The sequence below is a fragment of the Dactylosporangium sp. CA-233914 genome, from assembly GCF_050942935.1.
Taxonomy (GTDB): domain Bacteria; phylum Actinomycetota; class Actinomycetes; order Mycobacteriales; family Micromonosporaceae; genus Dactylosporangium.
This window is the reverse complement of sequence record NZ_CP192030.1, coordinates 2,330,222-2,356,048: the sequence shown is the minus strand read 5'-3', so window position 1 is coordinate 2,356,048 and position 25,827 is coordinate 2,330,222. Positions and strand designations below refer to the sequence as shown.

26 protein-coding genes and 1 pseudogene are annotated in these 25,827 nt (G+C 69.4%); 17 read left to right on the top strand and 10 right to left on the bottom strand.

Annotated features, from left to right (window positions below; genetic code table 11):
* Nucleotides 1-15: 15 nt before the first annotated feature.
* From ACQPY0_RS10825 to rsgA, 4 genes are all read right to left on the bottom strand, one after another.
* Entirely contained in the window at nt 16-429 is a 414-nt protein-coding gene (locus tag ACQPY0_RS10825) for a ubiquinol-cytochrome c reductase iron-sulfur subunit (RefSeq protein WP_432987456.1), read from the bottom strand.
* Nucleotides 430-566: 137 nt separating this feature from the next.
* Complete coding sequence (locus ACQPY0_RS10820; protein WP_432987454.1) at nt 567-1,085, bottom strand: Rieske 2Fe-2S domain-containing protein; 519 nt, start codon at nt 1,083-1,085, stop codon at nt 567-569.
* Nucleotides 1,086-1,261: 176 nt separating this feature from the next.
* Complete coding sequence (gene uvrA, locus ACQPY0_RS10815) at nt 1,262-4,297, bottom strand: excinuclease ABC subunit UvrA (protein WP_432987452.1); 3,036 nt, start codon at nt 4,295-4,297, stop codon at nt 1,262-1,264.
* 174 nt (nt 4,298-4,471) lie between these two features.
* Entirely contained in the window at nt 4,472-5,506 is a 1,035-nt protein-coding gene (rsgA, locus tag ACQPY0_RS10810; protein ID WP_432987450.1) for a ribosome small subunit-dependent GTPase A, read from the bottom strand.
* Between the two features lie 92 nt (nt 5,507-5,598).
* Between rsgA and ACQPY0_RS10805 the strand changes: the two genes are divergently transcribed.
* The 4 genes from ACQPY0_RS10805 (at nt 5,599) to ACQPY0_RS10790 (ending at nt 7,541) form a co-directional block, all read left to right on the top strand.
* The gene (locus tag ACQPY0_RS10805; protein ID WP_432987448.1) at nt 5,599-6,033 is read left to right on the top strand and encodes a hypothetical protein; all 435 of its coding nucleotides are present in this window, start codon (nt 5,599-5,601) and stop codon (nt 6,031-6,033) included.
* A 9-nt stretch (nt 6,034-6,042) separates the two neighbouring features.
* The gene (locus tag ACQPY0_RS10800; RefSeq protein WP_432987446.1) at nt 6,043-6,720 is read left to right on the top strand and encodes a maleylpyruvate isomerase family mycothiol-dependent enzyme; all 678 of its coding nucleotides are present in this window, start codon (nt 6,043-6,045) and stop codon (nt 6,718-6,720) included.
* Nucleotides 6,717-7,316 carry an MBL fold metallo-hydrolase gene (locus ACQPY0_RS10795; RefSeq protein ID WP_432987444.1) on the top strand — a complete coding sequence of 200 codons (600 nt, stop codon included), beginning with the start codon at nt 6,717-6,719 and terminating at the stop codon, nt 7,314-7,316. Before ACQPY0_RS10800 ends, ACQPY0_RS10795 begins: the two co-directional genes overlap by 4 nt.
* Nucleotides 7,317-7,391: 75 nt before the next feature.
* On the top strand, nt 7,392-7,541 hold the full coding sequence (locus tag ACQPY0_RS10790; protein WP_432987442.1) for a hypothetical protein: 150 nt from the start codon (nt 7,392-7,394) through the stop codon (nt 7,539-7,541).
* A gap of 26 nt (nt 7,542-7,567) precedes the next feature.
* On the opposite strand, the gene ACQPY0_RS10785 is transcribed toward ACQPY0_RS10790, so the two are convergent.
* The 3 genes from ACQPY0_RS10785 to ACQPY0_RS10775 form a co-directional block, all read right to left on the bottom strand.
* The gene (locus ACQPY0_RS10785; protein ID WP_432987440.1) at nt 7,568-7,978 is read right to left on the bottom strand and encodes a hypothetical protein; all 411 of its coding nucleotides are present in this window, start codon (nt 7,976-7,978) and stop codon (nt 7,568-7,570) included.
* 87 nt (nt 7,979-8,065) lie between these two features.
* Complete coding sequence (locus ACQPY0_RS10780; RefSeq protein WP_432987438.1) at nt 8,066-8,728, bottom strand: response regulator; 663 nt, start codon at nt 8,726-8,728, stop codon at nt 8,066-8,068.
* A complete protein-coding gene (locus ACQPY0_RS10775) occupies nt 8,725-9,813 on the bottom strand; it encodes a sensor histidine kinase (protein ID WP_432987436.1) in 1,089 nt (362 codons plus the stop codon). Before ACQPY0_RS10775 ends, ACQPY0_RS10780 begins: the two co-directional genes overlap by 4 nt.
* 15 nt (nt 9,814-9,828) lie before the next feature.
* Here ACQPY0_RS10775 and ACQPY0_RS10770 point away from each other — a divergent pair.
* The 3 genes and pseudogenes from ACQPY0_RS10770 to ACQPY0_RS10760 all read left to right on the top strand — a co-directional run.
* Nucleotides 9,829-9,957 (top strand): annotated as a pseudogene (locus tag ACQPY0_RS10770) (hypothetical protein); the annotation flags it as partial.
* A gap of 100 nt (nt 9,958-10,057) precedes the next feature.
* Nucleotides 10,058-10,408: a PIN domain-containing protein gene (locus ACQPY0_RS10765; protein WP_432987434.1), complete on the top strand. Its 351-nt coding sequence runs from the start codon at nt 10,058-10,060 to the stop codon at nt 10,406-10,408.
* Nucleotides 10,409-10,709: 301 nt separating this feature from the next.
* Nucleotides 10,710-11,954 carry an ATP-binding protein gene (locus ACQPY0_RS10760; protein ID WP_432987432.1) on the top strand — a complete coding sequence of 415 codons (1,245 nt, stop codon included), beginning with the start codon at nt 10,710-10,712 and terminating at the stop codon, nt 11,952-11,954.
* 37 nt (nt 11,955-11,991) lie between these two features.
* Here the strand turns inward: ACQPY0_RS10760 and ACQPY0_RS10755 are convergent, their stop codons facing one another.
* Complete coding sequence (locus tag ACQPY0_RS10755) at nt 11,992-13,260, bottom strand: ATP-binding protein (protein WP_432987430.1); 1,269 nt, start codon at nt 13,258-13,260, stop codon at nt 11,992-11,994.
* A 481-nt stretch (nt 13,261-13,741) separates the two neighbouring features.
* On the opposite strand from ACQPY0_RS10755, the gene ACQPY0_RS10750 reads away from it, so the two are divergent.
* From ACQPY0_RS10750 to ACQPY0_RS10715, 8 genes are all read left to right on the top strand, one after another.
* Complete coding sequence (locus ACQPY0_RS10750) at nt 13,742-14,014, top strand: hypothetical protein (RefSeq protein WP_432987428.1); 273 nt, start codon at nt 13,742-13,744, stop codon at nt 14,012-14,014.
* On the top strand, nt 14,011-14,352 hold the full coding sequence (locus ACQPY0_RS10745) for a type II toxin-antitoxin system PemK/MazF family toxin (RefSeq protein ID WP_432987426.1): 342 nt from the start codon (nt 14,011-14,013) through the stop codon (nt 14,350-14,352). The genes ACQPY0_RS10750 and ACQPY0_RS10745 overlap by 4 nt, the downstream gene beginning before the upstream one ends.
* A gap of 377 nt (nt 14,353-14,729) precedes the next feature.
* On the top strand, nt 14,730-15,344 hold the full coding sequence (locus ACQPY0_RS10740; protein WP_432987424.1) for a hypothetical protein: 615 nt from the start codon (nt 14,730-14,732) through the stop codon (nt 15,342-15,344).
* Nucleotides 15,345-15,465: 121 nt separating this feature from the next.
* Nucleotides 15,466-16,173 (top strand): uracil-DNA glycosylase, encoded by a 708-nt coding sequence (locus ACQPY0_RS10735; RefSeq protein ID WP_432987422.1) that lies wholly within the window; start codon nt 15,466-15,468, stop codon nt 16,171-16,173.
* Nucleotides 16,174-16,270: 97 nt separating this feature from the next.
* Complete coding sequence (locus tag ACQPY0_RS10730) at nt 16,271-17,185, top strand: hypothetical protein (RefSeq protein WP_432987420.1); 915 nt, start codon at nt 16,271-16,273, stop codon at nt 17,183-17,185.
* 124 nt (nt 17,186-17,309) lie between these two features.
* A complete protein-coding gene (locus tag ACQPY0_RS10725) occupies nt 17,310-17,573 on the top strand; it encodes a hypothetical protein (protein ID WP_432987418.1) in 264 nt (87 codons plus the stop codon).
* A 120-nt stretch (nt 17,574-17,693) separates the two neighbouring features.
* Nucleotides 17,694-19,133, top strand: a complete 1,440-nt coding sequence (locus ACQPY0_RS10720; protein ID WP_432987416.1) for an FAD-binding oxidoreductase — start codon at nt 17,694-17,696, stop codon at nt 19,131-19,133.
* A 153-nt stretch (nt 19,134-19,286) separates the two neighbouring features.
* Nucleotides 19,287-21,089: a glycosyltransferase gene (locus tag ACQPY0_RS10715; protein ID WP_432987414.1), complete on the top strand. Its 1,803-nt coding sequence runs from the start codon at nt 19,287-19,289 to the stop codon at nt 21,087-21,089.
* Nucleotides 21,090-21,126: 37 nt separating this feature from the next.
* On the opposite strand, the gene ACQPY0_RS10710 is transcribed toward ACQPY0_RS10715, so the two are convergent.
* A complete protein-coding gene (locus tag ACQPY0_RS10710; RefSeq protein ID WP_432987412.1) occupies nt 21,127-21,537 on the bottom strand; it encodes a DUF4240 domain-containing protein in 411 nt (136 codons plus the stop codon).
* A gap of 123 nt (nt 21,538-21,660) precedes the next feature.
* Between ACQPY0_RS10710 and ACQPY0_RS10705 the strand changes: the two genes are divergently transcribed.
* On the top strand, nt 21,661-22,233 hold the full coding sequence (locus ACQPY0_RS10705; protein ID WP_432987411.1) for a hypothetical protein: 573 nt from the start codon (nt 21,661-21,663) through the stop codon (nt 22,231-22,233).
* A 52-nt stretch (nt 22,234-22,285) separates the two neighbouring features.
* Here the strand turns inward: ACQPY0_RS10705 and argG are convergent, their stop codons facing one another.
* Nucleotides 22,286-23,737, bottom strand: a complete 1,452-nt coding sequence (argG, locus tag ACQPY0_RS10700; RefSeq protein WP_432987409.1) for an argininosuccinate synthase — start codon at nt 23,735-23,737, stop codon at nt 22,286-22,288.
* Nucleotides 23,738-24,001: 264 nt separating this feature from the next.
* Here argG and ACQPY0_RS10695 point away from each other — a divergent pair, with 264 nt between their 5' ends.
* Nucleotides 24,002-25,816, top strand: a complete 1,815-nt coding sequence (locus tag ACQPY0_RS10695) for an arabinofuranosidase catalytic domain-containing protein (protein ID WP_432987407.1) — start codon at nt 24,002-24,004, stop codon at nt 25,814-25,816.
* Nucleotides 25,817-25,827 lie beyond the last annotated feature (11 nt).

The window sequence follows — 25,827 nt, the reverse complement described above, 5'->3', positions numbered from 1 at the left end:
CGTCCCCGCGACGCGTCAGGTCGTGATGTAGATGTCGTCCCCGTCGAAGCGGAGCTTCTTCTCCTTCAGCGGCTCCGTCGCCGGCGGGTTCGTCGCCGACCCGTCCGAGGCCGAGAACGTACTCCCGTGGCACTTGCAGTTGATGTTGTTGTTCGCCACGTCCGTGACCACACACAGTTGGTGCGTGCAGATGGCGGTGAACGCCTTGTACGTCCCCGCCTCCGGCTGGGTGATCACCGTGCCGCCGTCGTCCGACACGATCTTGCCGCCACCGACCGGAATGTCCGCCTTCTTGGCGACCGGACCACCCGGGCTGGAATCGGCGCTGGTGTTCGAGCCGCCCTTGTCGTCTCCACAGGCGGCGAGGACGGACACGGCCGTCACGCCGACCGCTCCGGCGAGCACCGCACGGCGGGTCGTCTCACTCATCAAGCTCCTCCATCGGTCGTTAGCCCGCAGGGCTGCGGCCAGAGATACACCGAGCACGGAGGATACGGTTCAATGCTCAACAAAGTCTGGGAATCCCGCACCCGAACCGCAATCACGGACATACCGTGCGTGATCGCTCAGGCCCGGACCACGTAGCCGCTCTTCACGCCGACCTTGACGCTCTTGAGCCCGCGCGGCGCCGGCCCGTCGACCCGGCTGCCGTCGGCGACCTTGAACTTCGAGTTGTGCCGCGGGCACATGATGATCGGGTTCCCGTCGAACGGCGGGTCCACGATCGCCCCTTCATGCGGACACACGGCGTCGTACGCCTTGAAGCTCCCCTTCGCCGGCTGCAGCACCAGCACCGTGTCCTTGACGATCACGCCCCCGCCGACCGGCACCTCCCCCGCCGCGACCAGCGCGTTGGCCGGCACCTGCGGCGCAGCGCCCCCGCCGGAGCCGCTGTCGTCGAACGGGTTCCCGCCAGTGGTCGCCGGCGCCGCGGGCGCGCTGGAGACGCCCGGGCTACCGCCGGCGCCCGGGGTGGCGTCCGAGTCGCCGCCGCAGCCGGCCAGCACGGCGATGCCCATCGCGCTCGCGCCCAGCAGCAGCGTGCGCCGCGCGGCGCAGGGGTTGAAGACGTCCTCGTCCGGCACCTGGTTCCTCCTGAGGGTCAGCCTCGCCAGCGGCCACCGTAACAGCGTGCCCCGAAGCGCCGAAGCCCCTCGCTCAACCCACTAAATGATGATATGTCCGAAAAGTCGTGGCGCGAAGCGCCCGACTTTTCGCAAAGCAGGCCCGGCGCCGAGACACGACGCCGGGCCGGGGCCGGCTACTTCTTGGCCGCCGCCTTCTTGGCGGGTGCCTTGCGTGCCGCGGTCTTGCGGGCCGGCGTGGCCTTGGCGGCGGCAGCCTTGGCGGGAGCGGTCTTGGCGGCCGCCTTGCGCGGTGCCGGCGCCGCCTTGCCCTCGCCGTTGGCCAGTGCCCCCCGCTCCCGGGCCGAGGGATCCCCGCTGGGCTCCCCGGACAGGTCCAGCACGTGCCGGAGGAACTGCCCGGTGTAGCTCTCGGGCAGCTCGGCGACCTCCTCGGGCGTCCCGGCCGCGACGACCGTCCCGCCCTTGTGGCCGCCCTCCGGCCCCATGTCGATGATCCAGTCCGCGGTCTTGATCACGTCGAGGTTGTGCTCGATGACGATAACCGTGTTGCCCTTGTCCACCAGGCCCTGCAGGACCAGCAGCAGCTTGCGGATGTCCTCGAAGTGCAGGCCGGTGGTCGGCTCGTCGAGGACATACACCGTCCGGCCGGTCGAGCGCTTCTGCAACTCGGAGGCGAGCTTCACGCGCTGGGCCTCGCCGCCGGACAGCGTCGGGGCCGGCTGGCCGAGGCGCACGTAGCCGAGGCCGACGTCGACCAGGGTCTTGAGGTGGCGGTGGATCGCCGGGATGGCCTCGAAGAAGCCCGCGGCCTCGTCGATCGGCATGTCGAGGACCTCGGCGATCGTGCGGCCCTTGTAGTGCACCTCGAGGGTCTCGCGGTTGTACCGCGCACCCTTGCACACCTCACAGGGAACGTACACGTCCGGGAGGAAGTTCATCTCGATCTTGATCGTGCCGTCGCCGGCGCAGGCCTCGCAGCGGCCGCCCTTGACGTTGAAGGAGAAGCGGCCCGGGCCATAGCCGCGCACCTTCGCCTCGGTCGTCTCGGCGAAGAGCTTGCGGATATTGTCGAACACGCCGGTATACGTCGCCGGGTTGGAGCGCGGCGTGCGCCCGATCGGCGACTGGTCCACCCCGACGACCTTGTCGACGAGGTCGAGCCCGGAGATGCGGGTGTGCCGGCCGGGCACGAGCCGGGCGCCGTTGACCGTGTTGGCCAGCACCGCGTGCAGGATGTCGTTGACCAGCGTCGACTTGCCGGAGCCGGAGACGCCGGTGACCGCGGTGAGCTGCCCGAGCGGGAACGGCACCGTGAGGTTGCGCAGGTTGTGCTCGCGCGCGCCGACCACCACGAGCTCGCGGCCCGGGGTGCGCGGCCGGCGGATCTGCGGCGTCGGGATGCTGCGCCGGCCGGACAGATACGCCCCCGTCACCGACTCCTCAGTCTTGACCAGCCCGTCGTAGGGGCCGCTGTGCACCACCTTGCCGCCGTGCTCGCCGGCGCCGGGCCCGATGTCGACGATCCAGTCGGCGGTGCGGATGGTGTCCTCGTCGTGCTCGACGACGATCAGCGTGTTGCCGAGGTTCTTCAGGCGCACCAGCGTCTCGATGAGCCGGTGGTTGTCGCGCTGGTGCAGGCCGATGCTCGGCTCGTCGAGGACGTAGAGCACGCCGACGAGGCCGGAGCCGATCTGGGTGGCCAGCCGGATGCGCTGCGCCTCGCCGCCCGACAGCGTGCCGGCGGCCCGGTCGAGCGAGAGGTAGTCCAGACCCACGTCGACCAGGAAGCGCAGCCGGGCGTTGATCTCCTTGAGCACCCGCTCGGCGATCATCTTCTGCCGGTCGGTGAGCTCCATCGCGCCGAGCAGGTCAGCGCACTCCCCCACCGACAGGTTGCACACGTCGGCGATGCTGCGCCCGGCGATCGTCACCGCGAGGATCTCGGGCTTGAGCCGGGTGCCGCCGCAGGTGCCGCAGGGCACATCGCGCATGTACCCCTCATACTTGTCCCGCGACCAGTCGCTCTCGGTGTCGGCGTGGCGGCGCTCGATCCACTGCACGACGCCCTCGAAGCCCGTGTAGTAGGAGCGCTCGCGACCGTACTTGTTCCGGTAGCGCACGTGGACCTGGTCCTCGGAGCCGTGCAGGATCGCCTTCTGCCCGCGCGAGGACAGCGCCCGCCACGGCGTGTCGAGGTTGAAGCCCTCCTCGTCGCCGAGGGCCTCCAGCAGGCGCAGGAAGTAGTCCAGCGTGTGCCCGGTCGCCCAGGGCGCGATGGCGCCCTCCCGCAGCGTGCGCTCCGGGTCCGGGACGATCAGCTCCGGGTCGACCTCTTTCTTGGTGCCGATGCCGCTGCAGTCGGGACAGGCACCATACGGCGCGTTGAAGGAGAACGACCGCGGCTCGAGGTCCTCGATCGACAGCGGGTGCTCGTTGGGGCAGGCGAGGTGCTCGGAGAACAGCCGCTCGCGGTGCTCGTCGTCCTCCGGCAGGTCGACGAACTCGAGGATCACGATCCCGGCGGCGAGCTTCAGCGCGGTCTCCACCGAGTCGGTGAGCCGCTGCTTGGCGCTCGGCTTCACCGCGAGCCGGTCGATGACCACCTCGATGGTGTGCTTCTCCTGCTTCTTGAGCTTCGGCGGCTCGGTGAGCGGGTGCACGACCCCGTCGATGCGGGCGCGCGCATACCCCTTCGACTGCAGCTCGGCGAAGAGGTCCACGTATTCGCCCTTGCGCCCGCGCACGACCGGCGCGAGCACCTGGAACCGGGTGCCCTCCGTCATGGCCAGGACCCGGTCGACGATCTGCTGCGGCGTCTGCTTGGTGATCGCCTCGCCGCAGACCGGGCAGTGCGGTTCGCCGACGCGGGCGAAGAGCAGGCGCAGGTAGTCATACACCTCGGTGATGGTGCCGACCGTCGAGCGCGGGTTGCGCGAGGTCGACTTCTGGTCGATCGAGACCGCCGGGGACAGGCCCTCGATGAAGTCGACGTCGGGCTTGTCCATCTGGCCGAGGAACTGGCGCGCGTACGACGAGAGCGACTCGACGTAACGCCGCTGCCCCTCGGCGAAGATCGTGTCGAACGCCAGGCTCGACTTACCCGAGCCGGAGAGCCCGGTGAACACGATCATCGCGTCGCGCGGCAGGTCGAGACTGACGTCGCGGAGGTTGTGCTCCCGTGCGCCACGGATGATCAAGCTGTCGGACATGCTTCCCCTTGGCGAGTAATTCGTCCGTTCATGCAGTCGGTGTCCCGATGGCCCCCGAAACCCCGATGGCCCCCGAACATCGTCCGGGTGTCAGCCGCCAACTCTAGCCAGGGGGTATGACATTTTTCGGCACCCGCCCACCCACCGAATACTCGAACGGGGGAAGAGTGCCAGCTAGCCCCGGGCCGGTCGGCGGCGCTCGCGGTTCTCGCGACGCACCCGGCGTACTGCTGCCAGCTTCTGCTCTTGTTGCAGTTTCTGCCAGCTCGCGTATCGCCGAGGGCTCAGCTCGCCCTCCTCGACGGCCGCGCGCACGGCGCATCCGGGCTCGTCGCCGTGGCGGCAGTCCTGGAACCGGCAGTGCCGCGCGAGCAGCGTCACATCCTCGAAGGCCCGGTCCAGGCCGGCCACCGTGTCGAACATGCCGACCAGCCGTACGCCCGGCGTGTCCAGCACCGCCCCGCCGTCCGGCATCGGGATCAGTGCCCGGTATGTGGTGGTGTGCCGCCCGCGCCCGTCGGCCCGCAGTGCCCGTGTCTGCATCACCGGCGCCCCCGCGAGCGCGTTGACCAGGCTCGACTTGCCCGCCCCGGACTGCCCGAGCAGCCCGAGCGTGCGCCCGTGCGCCACCAGCGGCCGCAGCGCGTCGAGCCCCAGCCCGGTCCGCGCGCTGACCGCGTGCACCTGCACGCCGGAGGCCCGCCCCGGCATCTGCGCGGCGATCGCCTCGGGGTCCGCGGCGAGATCAGCTTTCGTCAGTACCAGATGTGGTTTTGCCCCGGACTCCCACGCGAGCGCCAGCAGACGCTCGATACGCCCCAGGTCGGGTGAGGGGTCCACGGGCTCGACGACGGCGACGGCGTCGATGTTGGCCGCCAGGACCTGCCCGAACGACTCCTCGCCGGCCACCGCGCGGACGATCGCCGTGCGCCGGGGCAGTACTGCTTCCGCGGTGATCCGCTCGTCCGGCCAGGTGCGCACGACCAGCCAGTCCCCCGCGCACGGCAGCGCGCCCGGGTCCCGCGCGGCGCGCGCCAGCAGCCCGCCGGACAGGCTCGCCCGGACCGGCCCCGCCACCGTGAGCGCCGTGCAGACCCCCCGGTCCACGCGGCTGACCCGCGCGGGTCGCTGCCCGGGCACGGCGAACCCCCGCGCGAAGGCCGCGGCGAAGGCGTCGTCCCAGCCCAGGGCCGACAGGTCGATGCTCACGCTCGTCCTCTCCGTACGAACTGCTGTTCGGAATTCACGGTAGGCAGCGCGCCCACCCCGCGAAACCGAATATCGGGGCTATGGTCGGGGACGTGCTCCCCTCGCATGTGCTCGCCGGCGCGGTCGGGCTCCGCCTCAAACGGGCCGACGTGCAGTGGCACGTCACCCACGGTCAGGACGACTCGCTGATGCGGTTCTGGCTGACGTTCGGCGACACGTCGTACGGGTTCCACGTCGGCGCCGAGGACGAGATCCTCGACGTGATCGTCGAGGAGCGCGGGACCGACGCCGACATGGGCGTCTACGGCCGCCTGGAGGTAAGGGCCGCCGCAGGCCGCGACCCGGCGGCCTACGCGGTCGGCCAGCGCTTGGTGGTGGTTCATGATCTCTTCGCGGGGTACCTCGGCAAGCCCATCGGCGCCCGTCTCTGCTTCGAGACCGTCGACCTGAGCGTCGCCGACTGGGAGGACGAGCTGCACTGGGCCGCCGGCGACCTGCCCCCCGCGGTGGGTGTCCGTCAGCGCTAGGGTGTCCGTGTGACGGCCGACCCGCTGGTGCTGCACCCGGAGCTGAAGCGCGCCACCGCGCGCCTGATCACCACCGTCGAGTCCCTCGACGACGACGCGCTGGCCGCACCCTCGCTGTGCCCCGGCTGGACCCGCGGCCACGTCGTCTCCCACCTGGCCCGCAACGCCGACGCGTACTGCAACCTGCTCACCTGGGCCCGCACGGGCGTCCGCACGCCGGCCTACGCCGGCCCGGAGGCCCGCGACGCCGACATCGAGGCCGGCTCGTCCCGCCCGGCCGCCGCCCAGCTGGCCGATCTCATTGCGGCCTCCAGCCGCTTGGCCACCGCGATCGACGCCCTCCCGGCCGAGGCCTGGCCGGCGATCATCGCGATGCCGTCGGGCACCGGGGTCCCGGCCGCCCGCCTGGTGTGGTCTCGCATCTGCGAGGTGGAGCTCCACCACGTCGACCTGGACGCCGGCTACGCCCCGGCCGACTGGCCCGACTCCTTCCCGACGCGTCTGCTGCACGACCCGGCCACCCCGCGCGCCGCGACCCTGGCCACCGAGGACGGCACCGTCCTGCTCACGGTTCCGTCCGCCCCAACCGTCACCGGCCCGGTCCATCTGCTGGCCGCCTGGCTCTCGGGCCGCAGCGCGGGCAAGGGCCTGACCGGCGACCTGCCCAGCCTGGAGGCCTGGAAATGAGCACCGGACTCGAGATCACGTCCCTGTCCGTCGGCCCGATGGACAACAACGCCTACCTGCTGCGCTGCCGCGCCAACGGCGAGGCCGTCCTCATCGACGCCGCCAACGAGGCCCCGCGCCTGCTACGACTCATCGAGCCGGGCGGCATCACGACGGTCGTGACCACCCACCGCCACCAGGACCACTGGATGGCGCTGCAGGAGGTCGTCGACGCCACCGGCGCCCGCTCGCTGGCCCACCCGGCCGACGCCCCGGAGATCCCGGTGGTGACCGGCCACCTGAACGAGGGCGACACCCTGCGGGTGGGCGACTGCTCACTGTCGGTCATCCACCTGGTGGGGCACACGCCGGGCTCGATCGCGCTGTACTACGCCGAGGAGGGCGGCCACCTCTTCACCGGCGACGCACTGTTCCCCGGCGGCGTCGGCAACACGCACGGCAACCCGAACGACTTCGACTCCCTCTTCACCGACGTGACCATGAAGATCTTCGACCGCATGCCGGACGGCGTCACGTTCTACCCCGGCCACGGCAAGAACTCCACCCTCGGCGCCGAGCGCCCGAGCCTCCCGGAGTGGCGCGCCCGCGGCTGGTGAGCGGCTCCGGCGGCGAACGGCCTCGACTGTCCGGTTGCCGCGCCGTCACCTGAGCGTGATGGCCGGCTTCTACCGTTGGCCTATGCGGCGGCCGAACAGATCGCGGATGACCGTGAGCGCCTCGGTGGCTTCAGCTCCCCGGACGAGCTTGTCGTGTACTGCACCGGCATCACGCCGGCTCAGCTCGGCAACATCCGCGATCGGCTGGTGTTCCTGCCTCGCTGACCACGACCTCCGCCGCCACCGTCGGCTCAGTGGCGGTAGTCGCGGTGCCGCCAGAGCATCGCGGCGAGCATGGCCGGCAGCATCAGCAGGTGACCGCCCATCATGAGCGCGGCGCCGGAGATGGCGCCCATCGCGTAGGGCACGAGCAGCGCCACGAACGGCAGAACCATCGCGGCCGACATCTCGGCGATCAGCCGCCACGAGTGGCGCCGGACGCGCATCCAGGCGCTCATGCCGATGGTCATGTTCGCGGCCATCACGAGCGCGTTCACCGCGGGGCGGTCGTCCAGACCGGGCCAGGCCCAGGACCAGAGGGGGCCGAGGAGCAGCATGCCGGCCAGCATCGAGACGACCATCTCCACGTAGTGCAGCGCGAAACGGAGGTTCTTCCGGGTGGCCGATCGGGCCGGTGCGTGCGATCCATGCGTCGATGTCATGCCCGAAAGCGTGCGGCGTGCCGCTGGCGGGTACACGTGCCAGAGGTCATGGTCGGCGGTCATGACCGTCCTTGACGGCATTCGCGATCAGAGCAGGCCGAGCGCGCGGGCCCGCAGGGCGGCCTGGGTGCGGTCGCGCGCGTTGAGCTTGGCCAGCACGTTCGTCACGTGGTTCTTGACGGTGCCTTCGGCGAGGAAGAGCTCGGTTGCGATCTCCCGATTGGTCCGGCCGTCGGCGAGGAGCCGGAGCACGTCCAGCTCACGGCCGGACAGCGGCACGACGAGCGGCTGGGGCTTCGGGGCCGGGTCGCCCTCGGGCAGCTGGGCGAACCGGGCCACGACCTTCGCCGCCACCGACGGCTGCAGTACCGACTCGCCGCGGGCGGCGCCCAGCACGGCCTCGACGAGCCGAGCCGACGACGCGTCCTTGAGCAGGTAACCCACCGCACCCGCCCGAAGCGCGGCGAACACGTCCTCGTCGTCGTCGAACGTGGTGAGCGCGATCACCCGCACGCCCGGCTGTTCCACCCGCAGCCGGCGGGTGGCCGCGATGCCGTCGAGGACGGGCATGCGCAGGTCCATCAGGACGACGTCGGGGCGCAGCTCGGCCGCGCGGGTCAGCGCCTCGTCGCCGTTGCCGGCCTCGCCGACCACGACGATGTCGGTGCGCACCCCGAGCAGCACGGCGAGCGCCTCGCGGAACAGGGACTGGTCGTCGACGAGCAGTACGCGTACGGGCTCGGCGCTCACCCGGGGACCTCCACGCTCAGTGTCGAGCCCTGCCCGGGCTCCGACTCGATGCTCATCCGCCCGCCCGCATGCGCCGCTCGCTCGCGTACCCCCAGAAGCCCGTAGCCGGCCGTCGCAGCCGCGCCCACGGCCGGGTCGAGACCGACGCCGTTGTCGCGGACCTCGAGCCGGACGGCGGCCGGGCGGGTGTAGTCCAGCCGGAGCTCGGCCCGGGTCGCGTCCGCGTGCTTGCGGACGTTCGTGAGGCCTTCCTGCGCGGCCCGGTAGAGCGACTCCTCGGCGTCGGCGGGAAGGGGCCGCGCCGCACCGGACACGCCCAGGCTGGTCGGGACGCCGGCGGCCGAGGCCTCGTCGGCCAGAGCGCGCAGGGCCTCGGACAGGGGCACCGGCGGCCGGGGCTCGCGCAGCGCGCCGACCGACCGCCGGACCTCGGCGAGCGCCTCCTCGGCCTGCCGCTCGGCCTTCTTCAGTACGGCGTCGGCCCGCTCCGGGTCCTGCTCCAGCACCGCCCGGGCCGCCTTCACCTGCATCTGCACGACGGTGAGCGAGTGCCCGAGCCCGTCGTGGATGTCGCGCGCCACGCGGTTGCGCTCCTGCGCCGCGGCGAGCCGCTCGGCCTGCAGCGCGTACTCCCGGAGGCGCACGCGCGCTTCCTGCTCCCGGACGAACAAGTAGGTGAGCACCGCGGCGAACACGGCCGCGGCGAGCATGCCCAGCCCTTCGCGCAGCCCGTCGCGCCACGCCATGCCCAGGTGCGCGAACGGGACGAGGCAGACGACCACCGCCGCGCCACGAAGCGAGAGCAGCAGGACTGTCTGGCTCACGAGCACGAGCAGCAGCAGTACGGCGCCCACCGTCGCGCCGGACAGTACGAAGACGACGTAGCCGAGCGCCAGCTGGACCGCGACGTAGGCGATGGCCGGCCACCGCCGCCCGCGGCGCCGCACCCATCCGAAGCCGATCGTCGCGAGGGCGAGGTACACCAGGCCGGCGATGAGTGGCGCGACCGGCCGCTCGGCGTCGGACATACCGACGACGAGCGTCAGGAACGCGGCCAAGGTCAGCGCGTCGAGGGCCCGATTCACGCCCCTAACTGTGGCGTGCCCTCGACCGCGGGTCAAAGCCGTATATTGTGGCCAGAAGCGGTGTATACGAGGTGGTGCACCGTGACCGAGTCCCTCATCGACATCGACGACGAGGCGCTCGCCGAGGCGGCCGAGCTGCTCGGTACCAAGACCAAGAAGGACACGGTCAATACCGCGCTGCGCTCGGCCGCGCAGCAGCTGCGCCGCCCGAAGGCGCTCTGCTGGACAAGTCGACGTACCGCCCATGATCCTGGCCCGGTTCCTGGCCGTCATGGGCATCTGCCCGATCACCGAGCTGGAACTGCTGCACAGCGCCCGGTCCAAGGCCCATCGCGACCCGTGGCTAGCACTGCTCAACGCCACGTTCGCGTGGGTCGCGATGCCGGACCAGGTCTACGGTCGCGCAGCCGAGGTCCAGGCGGCCATGACGGCCCGCGGCACGCACCGATCGGCCGGCGCGGTCGATCTGCTCCTCGCCGCCACGGCCGACCTGAGCGGACTGATCCTGGTGCACTACGACCACGACTTCGACGAGATCGTCAAGGTGACGGGCCAGCCGGCTGCGCGGGTCGCCGCCGCAGGCTCGATCACCTGAACCAGGAGCAGCTTCGATCAGGCACTTGGGACGCCACTCCGGAACGGGGCAATGGCCACGCAGAGCCGCTGCTGTTCCTGGCGGCGTTGGCAGCGCCCACGGCAGAAAAGGCCGGCACTCGGCCTTCTACCCCGGCCACGGGAAGAAGCCGACCATCGGCACCGAACGCCCGTCGCTGGACGAGTAGCGCGCCCGCGGCGGGGTGTATGGCGGCCAAGTGACCACGTCCGGCTCGGCTGGATGACCACGGAAATGGCGGCCATCTCACCGTTGATCATGCTTGGACGACATACTTGGGGCCATGGTGGACCTGGTACCCAGACATGCCCAATCGCTCGTCGCTGAGGCGCTCGCCGACACGCGGGTGGTGCTGGTCAACGGGGCACGGCAGGCAGGGAAAAGCACCCTGACGCGGCTTGCCGCGGCGAATGTCTCGCCGACCGTGATCCGCCTCCTCGACGATCCGGCCACACTGCGAGCGGCGCAGGACGATCCGACCAGTTTCGTCGAGCACCCGGGGCTTATGGTGATCGACGAGATTCAGCTCGTTCCCGAGCTGCTACGCCCGATCAAGGTAGTGGTGGACCTCGATCCAACACCGGGCCGGTTCCTGCTCACCGGGTCTTCGCGAGTTCTCGCGCTGCGGACCCTTCCCGACGCGCTTCCGGGACGCATGGAGATCATCGAACTCTGGCCCTTCTCTCAGGGCGAGATGACCGGTGAACCCGACCGGTTCGTTGACGCCGCGTTTCGCCACGGTCCCGGTTTGAGCCACACATCGCAATGGCGGAGAAAGGACTACCTCGAGCGAGCCGTCGTCGGCGGATTCCCCGAGGCGGTTCGGCGCAACCAGCGACGGCGAGCCGCGTTCTTCGACTCCTACCTCACCACGCTGGTCGAGCGCGACGTTCTCGAACTGGCGAACATCGAGCGCCGCGGTGAGATGCTCAAACTGCTCGGACTGCTGGCGGGCCGAGCCGGCCACCTCCTTGTGCCAGGCACGCTCGCCGGGCAATCCGGTATCCCGCGTACGACCCTCGTTCGCTATCTGGAACTGCTCGCCTCGGTGTTCCTGATCAAAAGCGTTCCGGCCTGGTCGTCGAACCTCACCCAACGAGCCATCGGCACACCGAAACTGGCCTTCGTCGACACGGGCGTGGCATGTCACCTGATCGGCCAGGACGCCGCCCGCCTCGGCGAACCTGGCGGCGCGGCCGGACCGATGATGGAAAATTTCGTGCTCATGGAGCTGGCCCGGCAACTCACCTGGTCCGACGAACGCGGATCACTCCATCACTATCGAACCAAGGATGGCGTTGAGGTCGATGCCGTAATCGAGACGCCCGATGGCCGGGTCATCGGCGTCGAGGTGAAGGCCGGAGCAACAGTACGGGCGGAAGACCTGGCCGGATTACGGTCGTTGGCGAGTTCGCTCGGTGAACGATTCGTCGCCGGCTTCGTTCTGTACACAGGCCAGCAGACACTCCCATTTGGCGACAGGATTCGCGCCATTCCACTGGACGCGCTCTGGCGGCTCAAACCGTGACACCAGGCATTGGTCCTGCTCGACCGGCCGGTGGACACTACTTCCACAGCACGTCGAGCGGCACGACGTGCGTTCCGTCGTCGTGGGTGTAGGCCAGCGGGCCCGTGTACAGCACGATCCCCGCGGTCAAGCGGTCGCCGAGCCGGGCCCGCAGCGCTCGCATCCCGCGCAGGTCCTCGCCGTGGACGCGCGTCCCGGACTTGATCTCGAATGCGATGACGCATCCGTCGTCGCGTTCGAGCACGAGGTCTACCTCGTCGGCGGCCGGCGTGCGGAAGTGGCCGGCGGCCACCGGTGCGTCCCACCAACTGACCTGCTTGAGAATCTCACCGACGGCGAATGTCTCGATCAGGTGGCCGTAGTCGGTCAGCACCGCCGGATCGGACTTCGCGATCTTCTCGGGCATCAGTCCGAGCAGCCACGCCATGACGCCGGCGTCGACCAGATGGACCTTGGGCTGACGTGCCACGCGCGAGCCCAAGGTCGTACCCCACGCGGGCAGACGCTGGATCAGGAACACAGCCTCCAGCAGCCGCAGATAGTTCTCCGTGCTGCTCTTCTCCATGCCGACCGCCTGCGCGGTCGCCGCGATGTTCAGCACCTGCCCCGACCTCGCGGCCAGCTGGTTCAGCAACCGGGGAAGCATCTCCCGCTGGCGAACGCGACTGAGCTCGATCACATCGCGCTCGATGACGAGCTCGAGATAGTTGCTGAACCAGCGTGAACGCGACCGTCCAGGCGGACGCCGCAACGCGACGGGCATGCCGCCCGACGTCACGCGCCGGGCGTACTCATCCCGGCTGGTCGACGACGGTTCCGCCGACGTTGGCGGCGGCACCCCACCGAGCAACCGGTGAACAAACGGCTCGCCCCGACCGCCGTCGATTTCCAACTGCGCGAGTGGCAGTACGTCGATGATGTCGACTCTTCCCGTCAGCGACTGGCCGGCCTGCGGCAATGTCGAGTACCGGGTGGAACCGGCCAGCACAAACCGTCCCGGGCGCAGGTCGCGGTTGAGCTCGGCCTTGATCGCGTCGAGAAGCTCCGGGACATGCTGAAACTCGTCGATGAGTACCGGCCCGGGTCCGGCAACGAAGCGCCCCGGATCGTTGCGAACGGCACCGCGGGTTGCGGGATCGTCACAGTCGATCACCGCTGCGCCAAGACGCTGCGCGAACGTATGCAGCAGAGTGCTCTTGCCGACCGTTCGAGGCCCGTTCAGCACCACGGTCGGCTCCTCGCACAGCCGATCGGCCAGCACTGCGGCCAAACGTCGGTCAGCCAGGCCCGTCAACGCACCATCCATGCTCAGACCATCTCACCTCTTCCGCATCTGAGCCACTTTTGTTCCGCATTTGCAGGACACAAGTTCCGCATTCTCACAGAAGCCCGAACGGGTGTCCCTTTCGGATCTTGGCCGGCAACGGCGAACTACTGCAGTCCATCCGGGTAGGCGGGGCGCCGTCGCGATTGGGGGGCTCCCGCCCCCGGCCCTCTGGATTCGCCAGGCGACAGGAAGATCCGCAACGGCTGCGCGCCCGCGGCTGGTAGCTCGCGGCGGGCCTCACCGACCTGGTCCCCTTTGTCGAAGTGGGCTGCGCCATCCAACTTTCGTCATGCGTGGGGCCATGTTCCGGCTACGCGAACCGCGCTGCGAGGCACACGCGCCGGGGAAACAACGGCAACGCCTTGGATCAACGGCTACCCCGTCCGGCGCCTCCACTCTCCGGACGGAACCTGACCCACCGCGACGCCCGACCGGTATACCCTGCAGTAGACTGACAGGTATGAGCACTACAACAATCAAGGTCGACACGACCGTACGGGACAGGTTGGCCGTCCTGGCGCGGGAGCGTGGGACGACGATGGGCGCCCTGCTGGCCGAGGCCACGGAGTCTCTTGAGCGGCAGGCGTTCTTCGCACGGGCCCAAGAGCAGCTTGAACGGCTCCGCCAGAACCCGGACGCCTGGGCGGCGGATCGCGCCGAGTCGCGATCGTGGCAGGCCGGCACGGATCGTGACGCAGTCGCGATGGACGACGCGCCGGGCTGGTGGGAGTGACCAACGTCAGCACCGGCGAAATCTGGCTTGCCGAACTCGATCCGACGGTGGCTCATGAGCAGGGCGGTCGACGCCCGGTCGTCGTCGTGTCCTCAAATGGGCTGCACTCCTTGCCGATCAGCATGGTCGTCGTGGTTCCGCTCACCAGCCACGATCGAGGTCTGGTCACCCAGCCGCGGATGACCGGTCGCGAGTCGGGCCTCCGCCAGGCGAGCTTTGCCCGGCCGGAAGACATGCGAGCCATCGACGCCGCGCGCCTCCAACGGCGACTGGGTCGAGTCAGCGACAACGACCTGACCGAGATCCGCAAAGTGATGCGGTACTTTCTCGATTTTTGAGCACTATCGCCCCCCATACCCGCCGCTGTTTCATTCCGCATCTGAGCCACTTTTGTTCCGCATCCGCATGGCACAGGTTCCGCGTTCCCGGACTTGCCTCCACTGCGCGGACCGACGGGACTGACCTTCTACGCCGGCCACGGCAAGGCACCGAGCGCCCATCCCCGAAGGAGTGGCGCACCGGGGGCTGGGAACGCAGGACGCTCTGGGTGATGCGGTACTTCCTCGACCTCTGAGCGGCCCACCATGCTTGCCCTCACACATCCACGAGATTCTCATCGAGATGTTCCGGGGTCGGCCGGCGCTGGCCGCCGAACTCTTGACCGGCCCACTCCACCTCACGGTGCCGAACTTCGAGAAAGCTCGCCTGTCGCCAGGTGATCTCACCGGCAGACGCGGTGGTGACGCTGGACGACCACGGCGACACGGTGGTGTGCCCCACCCCGCCCGTCGCCGAGTGGTGCGCAGCGCCGATCACGATGGGGCCTGGCTCGGTGGTAACCCCGTTCGCGCTGGTCCCCGGACAGGTTCCCGTCGTCACCGACCTCGACGAGGCCCGCCGCATCCCCGAACTCGCGGTGCTCTCGGCCCTCGCGCACGGAACGGGGCCCGACCCGACGCCAATCTTCGAAGCCCTGCTCACCGCACTTAACGTCATCGATCATGACCATGCCAACCTGTACGCTGACCTTGTACTCGCAGTGCTGCCGGCGGCTGCCCGGGACTGCTTGGAGGAACTGATGACCACCACGAGCTACCGGTACCGGAGCAACTTCGCCCGCAGATACTTCAGCGAAGGTGAGGCCAGCGGAGAGGCACGCGGCGAGGTCAAGGCCTTGCTCACCATCCTCGACGCCCGCGGCGTCGAGATCCCCGACGAGATCCGGGCCAACATCGCCAACTGCACCGACCCCGACCAACTCGGCGTCTGGATCCGCCGGGCCGCCACCGCGAACAAGATCCAAGACCTGGAATACCCAGATCACGAGTGAAGCGCTCACCACAAGGGCTGTCCCCGCCCGGTGCCGAGCGCCCGTCGTTGCCGGAGTAGTGGCGTGAACGCGGCTGGTGGCTGATGAGGGTGCGCCCGGACCGGACGATAGATTGCGGGCCATGACCGGATCGACGAAGCCCGTCTACCTCCTGGACTTCATGCCCGAGGACTGGCGCGAGGCGGTCAGCCCGTACGTCGACCCCGGCGTCGTCGCGCGGCTGTCCTCGTTCGTTGTCGAGCAGTACCGGTCGGCCACGGTGTACCCACGGAAGCAGGACATCTATGCCGCGTACCGGCTGTGCCCGCTCGCGGCCACCCGGGTCCTCATCCTCGGCCAGGACCCGTACATCCAGCCGGGACAGGCCCACGGGCTGAGCTTCAGTGTGCCACCGGGCGTCCCGGTCCCGCCGTCCCTGCGCAACGTGTACCAGGAAATGCGTGACGATCTGACGGTGGAACCGCCCCCGTCCGGCGACCTGACCGCGTGGTGCCGGCAGGGGGTGATGCTGCTGAACTCCGTGCTGACCGTCCGCGCCGGCACCCCGAACTCACACAAGGGGCGCGGCTGGGAGAACATCACCGACGCCACGATCCGGGCGCTGAACGAAAAGACGGACCGGGTCGTATTCGTACTCTGGGGCGCGGCCGCAAAGGCGAAGGCGCCCCTGGTAACGAACAATCAGCATGTCGTACTGCGCGCCGGGCACCCCAGCCCGATGAACCCCGCCGGATTTCTCGGCAGCCGACCATTCAGCCGCATCAACGCAGCACTCGTAGCGGCCGGAACACCACCGGTGCGCTGGTCACCGGCCATGCCGCGGCAGTGACCACGCCCGGTCGCGGCGGCCGCCCGTCCGCAACTTGTTCCATTTTGCGTGATACAAGTTTGGCGCACCGTGAGCACCCTCGCTAGGGTCCTCCTCCGTGCCATCACACATCCACGAGATCCTCATCGAGATGTTCCGGGGTCGGCCGGCGCTGGCCGCCGAACTCTTGACCGGCCCGCTCCATGTCACGGTGCCGGACTTCGAGAAGGCTCGCCTATCGCCAGGTGATCTCACCGACATCGCCCCGACCGAGTACCGGGCAGACGCGGTCGTGACGCTGGACGACCACGACAGCACGGTGCTGGCGGTCGTGATCGAGGTCCAGTTGCGCATCGACCAACGCAAACGGCGCAGCTGGCCCGCGTATCTGGCCACGCTGTACGCACGGCTCGACAGCCCGGTCGTGTTGCTTGTGGTGTGCCCCACCCAGCCCATCGCCGAGTGGTGCGCGGCACCCATCACGATGGGGCCCGGCTCGGTGGTGACCCCGAGGGCGCTCGGTCCGGACCAGGTCCCAATCGTCACCGACCTCGACGCGGCGCGGCGCATCCCTGAGCTCGCGGTGCTCTCAGCCCTCGCCCATGGCGCCCGTCCCGACCCCACGCCGATCTTCGAAGCCCTGCTCACGGCCCTCGACGTCATCGATCATGACCATGCCAACCTGTACACTGACCTTGTACTCACGGTGCTGCCAGCGGCCGCCCGGGACTGCCTGGAGGAACTGATGACCACCACGAGCCACCGGTACCAAAGCGACTTCGCCCGCAGATACTTCAACGAAGGTGAAGCCAGCGGAGAAGCACGTGGAGAAGCGCGCGGGGAAGCACGCGGAGAAGCACGTGGAGAGGTAAAGGCGCTTCTCACCATCCTCGACGCCCGCGGCGTCCAAATCCCCGACCAGATCCGCGCCGACATCACCAAGTGCACCGACCTCGACCAACTCGGCATCTGGATCCGCCGAGCCGCCACCGCCAACACCATTCAGGATCTGGACAACCCAGATCGCGGGTAAGCCCAACCCACAACGGCTGTTGCGCGCTGAGAACCTTCACGGCCGGCCGCGGCGAGCAGGGGCATCCGGCCGTTGAGTGCGAGGGCGACGCCGTCCAGTACGGCTGGCCTGCCTGGAGGAACTGATGACCACCACGAGCCACCGGTACCAAAGCGACTTCGCCCGCAGATACTTCAACGAAGGTGAAGCCAGCGGAGAAGCACGTGGAGAAGCACGCGGAGAGGTAAAGGCGCTCCTCGCCATCCTCGACGCCCGCGGCGTCCAAATCCCCGACCAGATCCGCGCCGACATCACCAAGTGCACCGACCTCGACCAACTCGGCATCTGGATCCGCCGAGCCGCCACCGCCAACACCATTCAGGATCTGGACAACCCAGATCGCGGGTAAAGCGCAACCCACAGCGGCCGTTGAGCGTGAGGGCGACGCCGTCCAGTACGGCCGGTTTCGTCCGGATCATCCAGGGCAGCACGGCGCCGTGGACGTCGCCTGTTGCCGGGGAGGGTCGACATGACCGTGCGGCTCAGCTTGCTCAACGCGGGCCAGACGGAATTCACCGACACACAACTGGATGAGCTGCGGGCGATGTTCCACGGCCCGCTCATCACCCCCGAGGATCCGGGTTACGACGAAAGTCGTGTCACGCAGAACGGCATGTTCGACCGTCATCCTGGGCTTATCGTCCGGTGTTCGGGCACGGCGGACGTGATCGACGCCGTGCGCGTCGCTGGGGAGCGTGACCTGCTGGTCGCCGTGCGGGGTGGCGGCCACGGGATCGCGGGTCACAGTGTCTGCGACAACGCGCTGATGATCGACCTGTCCGCGATGCGCGGGGTTTGGACGAATCCCGCTGAGCGTATCGTTCGTGTCCAAGGCGGGGCGACCTGGGCAGACGTCGACCGCGAGGCCCAGACCTTCGGGCTTGCCGTGCCGGGCGGTGTGGTGTCGACGACCGGCGTCGCCGGTCTGACGCTGGGTGGCGGGCTCGGATGGCTCCATCGTAAGTACGGCCTCACCTGCGACAACCTGATCGCGGCCGAGGTCGTCACCGCCGATGGAAGTCTGGTCCGGGCCAGTGGCACCGAAAACGAAGAACTCTTCTGGGCGCTGCGGGGCGGTGGCGGCAACTTCGGCGTCGTGGCCGCGTTCGAATTCCAGGCCCACCCGGTGGGACCCGTCGTCATGTTCGGGTGCGCGATGTACGCCGCCGCGGACGCGGAGGAAATTCTGCCGGCCTGGCGCGACTGGACAGCCGGCCTGCCGGACGAGGTCACCAGCCGGGTCCTGTTCTGGACAATGCCCGCGACACCGCTGTTGCCGCAGGAGGTACACAACCGAGATGTGTTCATCGTGGCGGCCGTGCACGCGGGTTCGCCGGACGATGGCGCGTCCGCCGTCCGGCCGATCGGACGGTTCGGCACGCCACTGGCCGACCTGAGCGGCCCGGCGTCCTTCCGGGACGTACAGAGAAATCTGGACTTCATGTTCCCCAAGGGACAATTGCGCAGCTACTGGAAGTCGGTGACCGTGAACGAGCTCGGCGACGATGTGCTCGACGTGCTACTGCGCCGGGGGCTGAACCGGCCTCATCCCCGCACGCTGGTCCACGCGCCGCAGATGGGCGGCGCCGTGCGACGGATGGGTCCGGCTGACACCGCCCAGGGCGACCGGGGCGCCGCCTACATCGTGAGCTTCGACGGCAACTGGACCGACGCCGTCGACAATGCCGCGAGCATGAATTGGGTACGGGACGCCTTCAACGAGGTACAGAGGCTACCGTCCGCAGCCGGCACATACCTCAACTTCAGCGGCGACCGGGACCTCGACAGCGCGACCAGGCAGGCGGCATTCGGCCGGAATCTCGATCGGCTCGTACGGACCAAACGAGACTTCGACCCCGAGAATCGCTTCCGGCTCAACAACAACATCCAGCCGGCGAGCCCCTCATAACCGTCCCCGGCAACGCTCCTGGCGAACCGAGACGCGGCCTTCGCGTGGACCACGACTTCGGCGGGGTCATCACGTGACCTGAGCCGGCGGGAACATTGACCCGGGCATGGGCGTTGGATAGCGTGCTGATCATTCGTTTGGTTACGGGTGGCAATGATCATCACGCTGATCATCGATACGTTCAACGTCGGCAACAACGGCACCACGATCTCGGCGATGCGGTTCGCCGACTCCCTCGTCTCGCGGGGGCACGCGGTGCGCGTGGTCGCGTGCGGCGGGCCGGGTGACGCGACCGGGTCCGGCCACGAGGGGCCGGAGATGTACTGGGTCCCGGAGCTCGTGGTGCCGATCGCGAGCCGCTTCGCGCACCGCCAGAACACCGTGTTCGCCAAGCCCGTGCGCTCGGTGCTGACCGAGGCGATCACGGGCGCCGATGTCGTACACATCTATCAGCCTTGGGCGCTCGGCCGGGCCGCCGAGCGCATCGCCCGCCGGCTCGGGGTGCCGGCGATCGCCGCCTTTCACGTCCAGCCCGAGAACATCACGTACAACATCGGTCTGGGGTGGTTCCCGCCGGTCGCGCACCTCGTCTACGTGCTGCTGCGCCTGGCGTTCTACGGGCGCTTCACCGACATCCACTGTCCGTCGACCTTCATCGCGGCGCAACTGCGCCAGCACGGGTACCGTGCCCGCCTGCACATCATTTCCAACGGCGTCGGCGACGCCTTCCGGCCGGGGCCGCCCCGGGCGCGGGGCGACGGCGAGCCGTTGCGGATCCTCATGGTGGGCCGGCTGTCCCCCGAGAAGCGCCAGGACGTCCTCATCCGGGCCGTCCGGCGATCCCGCCACGCCGCCGACATCGAACTGCACTTCGCCGGGCACGGCCCGCGCGAGCAGCGCCTGCGCCGGATGGCCGCGAAGCTGCCCAACCCGGCGCGGTTCGGCTACTACTCGCAGGACGCGCTCCTCGGGCTGATCCGCGCCTGCGACCTGTACGTGCACGCCTCCGACGTCGAGATCGAGGGCGTGTCGTGCATGGAGGCGTTCTCCTGCGGCCTGGTCCCGATCATCTCCGACAGCCGCCACAGCGCGACGGGCCAGTTCGCGCTCACACCGGCCAACCTGTTCCACGCCGGCGACCCGGCCTCGCTGGCCGAGCGCATCGACGCCTGGATCGACGACCCGCCGGCGCTGGCCGCCGCCTCGGAGGCGTACACCCGCTACGCCGAACTGTACAGGGTCGACCGCAGCGTGAAGGCGATCGAGCGCGTCTACGCCAGGGCCGGCCACGCCCCGGAGGCCCCCGCCGGATACGCGGGCCGCGTGTACCGCCTGCTGTCGAACGCCTTCTACTACGCGATCGCCATCCCGCTGCTGTTCCTGTGGACCCGAGTGATCCTGGGCGTACGCACCGAGGGCGACAACCGCCTCCCCCGCACCGGCGGCGCCCTCACGGTGTGCAACCACGTGCACCTGCTGGACAGCGCCCTGGTCGGCCTGGCCCTGTTCCCCCGCCGCCCGGTCTTCACGGCCGCCCCGATCAACCTGGACAATCGATGGTACGGCGGCCTGGTGCGCCTGCTCGGCGGCGTCGCGGTCCCCCGCAGTCCGGCGGGTCTGCCGTCGTTCTTCTCGGAGCTGGAGCTGTTCCTGGCCCAGGGCCGGATCGTGCACTTCTTCCCGGAAGGGGAGCTGAAGCCGTACGACACCAGCCTGCGCGACTTCAAACGCGGCGCGTTCCACCTGGCCGCCCAGGCCCGCGTCCCGGTGGTACCACTGTCGATCCGCTTCACCCCACCGGCGGGCGTGGGCCGGATGTTCCGCCGCAAACCGACCATGGTGATCGTCATCGGCGAGCCAATCGTCCCGACGATGACGGACCCGAGAAGCGACCGCCGAATCCGCATGGAACTGGCCCGGCGCCGAATGCACGACCAGATCACCCGCGCGGCGTGAGCAGCGGGCCCGCCCGCAAGACATGCGATCTGTGGCGTCACGCCTCGCCCGAGGCGTCGGACATCCGCTCGTCCAACGACGCGTGGAACCGGTCGTAGAAGATCGCGTGCGCGACGCTGCCCGGGATCCATGCATCGTCGAGATCGCGTTCGACGTATCGCCGGATCGCCTCGGTCAGGCCGGCCGGGCCCGAGCGCGCCGCCTCCCACGCGGGGCGGCCCTGGGCGACGATCCATTGACAGAGGTCTTCGGTGTCGTCCTCGGAGTATGGCACTCCGTCGACGACCGGTCCGTCCCAGTAGTCGGTGATCTCCTCCGCGGCCAGTTCGTATGCGAGCTGGAAGGCGACGATCTCGTCCTCGCTCGCGCCGCGCAGCCAGGCGGTCAGGCGCTGGGTGCTGGGCGCGTGCGCCTCGAGAACATTCCAGAACCGGTCCGGAACATCCACGACCGCCCCCTCTCGTCAATGCGCTCTCCGCGACAACAGAATGCGAGGTCAGCGCCCACTTGTACAGCGCAAGCCGGGCCGTTTTCTTGGCGTGTGACAGCGGCCCGCCTACGCTCCTGCAGCGTGTCGCCACAACTTCCCGAGATCGTCATGGAAATGCTCCGCGATCGGCCGGCGCTGGTCGCGGAACTGCTGACCGGGCAGCTCTACATCGAGATTCCGGAATTCGAAACGGCAACGCTCGCCCCGGCGGATCTGACCGGATACCGGCCGGACGCGGTGATCACGCTGAACGGCGCGGACGGTCCGGTGCTGGCGGTCGCGGTCGACGTGCAGCTGGGCATCGACCCGGCCAAGCGCCACCGGTGGCCGGAAGGCCTGGCCGTGCTGCACGCGCGGCTCGACTGCCCCGTTGCGTTGCTGGTGCTGTGCCCCGGGCAGGACGTCGTCGACTGGGCCGGTGGCCTGATCCACATCGGGCCGCCGAGTTCCGTCGTGACGCCGCTGGCGCTCGGGCCCCACCAGATCCCGTACGTCACCGGCCTCGACGCGGCCCGCCGAAGCCCCGAACTCGCGGTCCTGTGGGCCCTCGCGCACGGCAGCCACCCCGGCGCCGGGGCGCTCGACGAGGCACTCGAGGCCATGGATCATGAGCGGGCCGAGCGGTACCGCGGCCTGCTGAGCGAAGCGGTGTAACCGTTCCAGCCGGGCCGCGTTGGACGGCGCGGCCCGGCTGGTCGCGGGCTGATCAGTCGGTGCCGAGCTCCATGGCGGCGCTGTCCAGCAGTTCGGCGTCCTCCGGCGTTGCCGGGCCGCGGGACGCGATCGCGGCCGCGCCGCCCGCCGGCATCGCGCCCAGCAGGTCGGCCGACGGGGTCTGGTTGGCGCCGATCAGCATCGGGTGCGGGCTGCCGATCACGTTCAGCGAGACGTACTGCTCCAGCTTCGCCCGCGAGTCGGCGATGTCCAGGTTGCGCATGGTCAGCTGGCCGATGCGGTCGACCGGGCCGAACGCGGCGTCCTCGGTGCGCTCCATGGAGAGCTTGTCCGGGTGGTACGACAGGGCCGGGCCGGTGGTGTCGAGGATCGAGTAGTCCTCGCCGCGGCGCAGGCGCAGCGTCACCTCGCCGGTGACGGCGGAGCCGACCCAGCGCTGCAGCGCCTCGCGGAGCATCAGGGCCTGCGGGTCGAGCCAGCGGCCCTCGTACAGCAGGCGCCCGAGCTTGCGCCCCTCGTTGTGGTACGCGGCGACCGTGTCCTCGTTGTGGATCGCGTTGACCAGCCGCTCGTACGCCGCGTGCAGCAGCGCCATGCCCGGCGCCTCGTAGATGCCGCGGCTCTTCGCCTCGATGATGCGATTCTCGATCTGGTCGGACATGCCCAGCCCGTGCCGCCCGCCGATCGCGTTCGCCTCCAGCACCAGGTCGACGGCGGTTGCGAACTCCTTGCCGTTGATCGTCACCGGGCGGCCCTGCGCGAACCCGACGGTGACGTCCTCGGACGGGATCTCAACACCCGCGTCCCAGAAGCGCACACCCATGATCGGGTCGACGATCTCGATCCCGGCGTCCAGGTGCTCCAGCGACTTCGCCTCGTGCGTGGCACCCCAGATGTTGGCGTCGGTCGAATACGCCTTCTCGGTGCTGTCCCGGTACGGCAGGTTGTGCGCCAGCAGCCACTCCGACATCTCCTTGCGCCCGCCGAGCTCACCGACGAAGTCGGCGTCGAGCCAGGGCTTGTAGATGCGCAGTGCGGGGTTGGCCAGCAGGCCGTACCGATAAAAACGCTCGATGTCGTTGCCCTTGAACGTCGAGCCGTCGCCCCAGATCTGCACGTCGTCCTCGAGCATGGCGCGCACCAGGAGCGTGCCGGCCACGGCCCGCCCGAGCGGGGTCGAGTTGAAATACGCCCGGCCGCCGGAGCGGATGTGGAACGCCCCGCAGGCCAGCGCCGCGAGCCCCTCCTCGACGAGGCTCGCCCGGCAGTCGACCAGCCGCGCCACCTCGGCCCCGTACGCCGTGGCGCGCCCCGGCACCGAGGCGATGTCGGGCTCGTCGTACTGACCGATGTCGGCGGTATACGTGCACGGGATCGCGCCCTTCTCACGCATCCACGCGACCGCTACCGAGGTGTCGAGCCCTCCGGAGAAGGCAATCCCGACACGTTCGCCGACAGGCAGAGAGTTGAGCACCTTGGACACGGGTGAAGCATATACGAGGGACTGCATAACCATGCAACCCCCTTCCACGTCACAGCGCCGATTGCGCCGCGCACAGCTGGGACCGCAGATTCAACACTTGTCAACAAGTTCTATCAAACATCGACGTACTTACGCATAATGAAGCGTCGATCGGTCTCGGCTGCCGCCATCGGCCGGGCTTTCCTGCGGTACCGCGCGGCAACCCCCTCGAACGAAAGAGGTCCTCCCGTGGTCAGTCGATCACGACCGGGCCGGCGCCGGAGAATGCTCCTCTCCGCCGCCGCCAGCCTGGCCCTCACCGCCGCCGCCCTCGTCGGGCTCACCGGAACAGCCCAGGCCGCCGGGCCGCTGCCCTGCGACATCTACGCCTCGGCCGGCACGGCGTGCGTCGCCGCGCACAGCACGACGCGGGCGCTCTTCGCGGCGTACAGCGGGCCGCTCTACCAGATCCAGCGTGCCTCCGACGGCGCCCTGCACGACATCGGCCTGCTGGCCGCGGGTGGGTACGCCAACGCCGGCGACCAGGACGCGTTCTGCAACGGCTCGACGTGCCGGATCACGAAGATCTACGACCAGACGAGCAACCACAGCGACCTGACGATCGCGCCGGACGGCGGCGCGGGGTCGGGTGACCGGGGCGCCGACGCGAGCGAGATCGCGGTGAGCGCCGGTGGTCACAAGGTGTACGGCCTGTGGGTCTCCCCGGGGGTCGGATACCGGTTCAACGGCCGGGCGCCCGGCGTGGCGGTCAACGGCCAGCCCGAGGGCGTCTACATGGTCGCCAGCGGCACGCACGTCGGCTCGGACTGCTGCTTCGACTACGGCAACGCGGAGGCGACGCCGTACGACATCGGCAACGGCCACATGGACGCGATCAGCATCGCGACGACGTGCTTCTTCCCGCCGTGCCAGGGCTCCGGCCCGTGGATCGAGGCGGACATGGAGAACGGCATGTTCCAGGGCGGCAACGGGTCGAACCCGAACCCGGGGAACAACTCGGCATACGTCACCGCGGTGCTGAAGAACAACGGCCAGACGACGTACGCGCTCAAGGGCGGCAACTCCCAGTCCGGCGGGCTCACGACCTGGTGGAACGGGGCGCTGCCGACGGACAAGCCCGGCTACCGGCCGATGCACCAGGAGGGCGGCATCATCCTCGGCATCGGCGGTGACAACAGCAACCGTAATCGGGGCACCTGGTTCGAGGGCGCGATGGTGTACGGCTACCCGAGCGACGCCGCCGAGAACGCCGTCCAGGCCAACATCGTCAGCGTCGGCTACAGCGGCCAGACCAGCGTCCCGAACGGGCCGCAGGGCACGATCGCCGGGCCGGGCGGCAAGTGCGTCGACGTCGCCGCGGACGACACCGGGGGCAACCTCGCCGCGGTGCAGCTGTGGGACTGCCAGACGTACGCCGAGGACCAGCACTGGACGCACTTCGCGGACAACTCGCTGCGCACCCTGAACCGGTGCCTGGACATCAACGGCAACGGTACGGCCAACGGCACCCAGGTCGAACTGTGGGACTGCAACGGCGTCGGCGGCCAGCAGTGGATTCAACAGGCCGACGGCTCCCTGCGCAACCCGCAGTCCGGCCGCTGCCTCGACTCGCCCAGCGGCGCGACGGGCAACGGCACCCGCCTGCAGATCTGGGACTGCAACGGCTCCGCGGCGCAGAAGTTCGCCGTCAACGGCGGCGGCACCGGCGTCGGCCCGGGCGGCAAGTGCGTCGACGTCGCCGCGGACGACTCGGGCACCAACGGCTCGGCCGTCCAGCTCTGGGACTGCCAGTCGTACGCCGTGGACCAGCACTGGTTCCACCAGTCCAACGGCGCCCTGCGTACGCTGGGCCGCTGCCTGGACATCAACGGCAACGGCACCGCCAACGGCACCCAGGTCGAGCTGTGGGACTGCAACGGCGTCGGCGGCCAGGTCTGGCAGCAGCAGGCCGACGGCTCCCTGCGCAACCCGCAGTCCGGCCGCTGCCTGGACTCCCCGAACGGGGCGACGGCCAACGGCACCCGCCTGCAGATCTGGGACTGCAACGGCTCCGCGGCGCAGAAGTTCGCGCTGAACTAACCGCTAGGTGA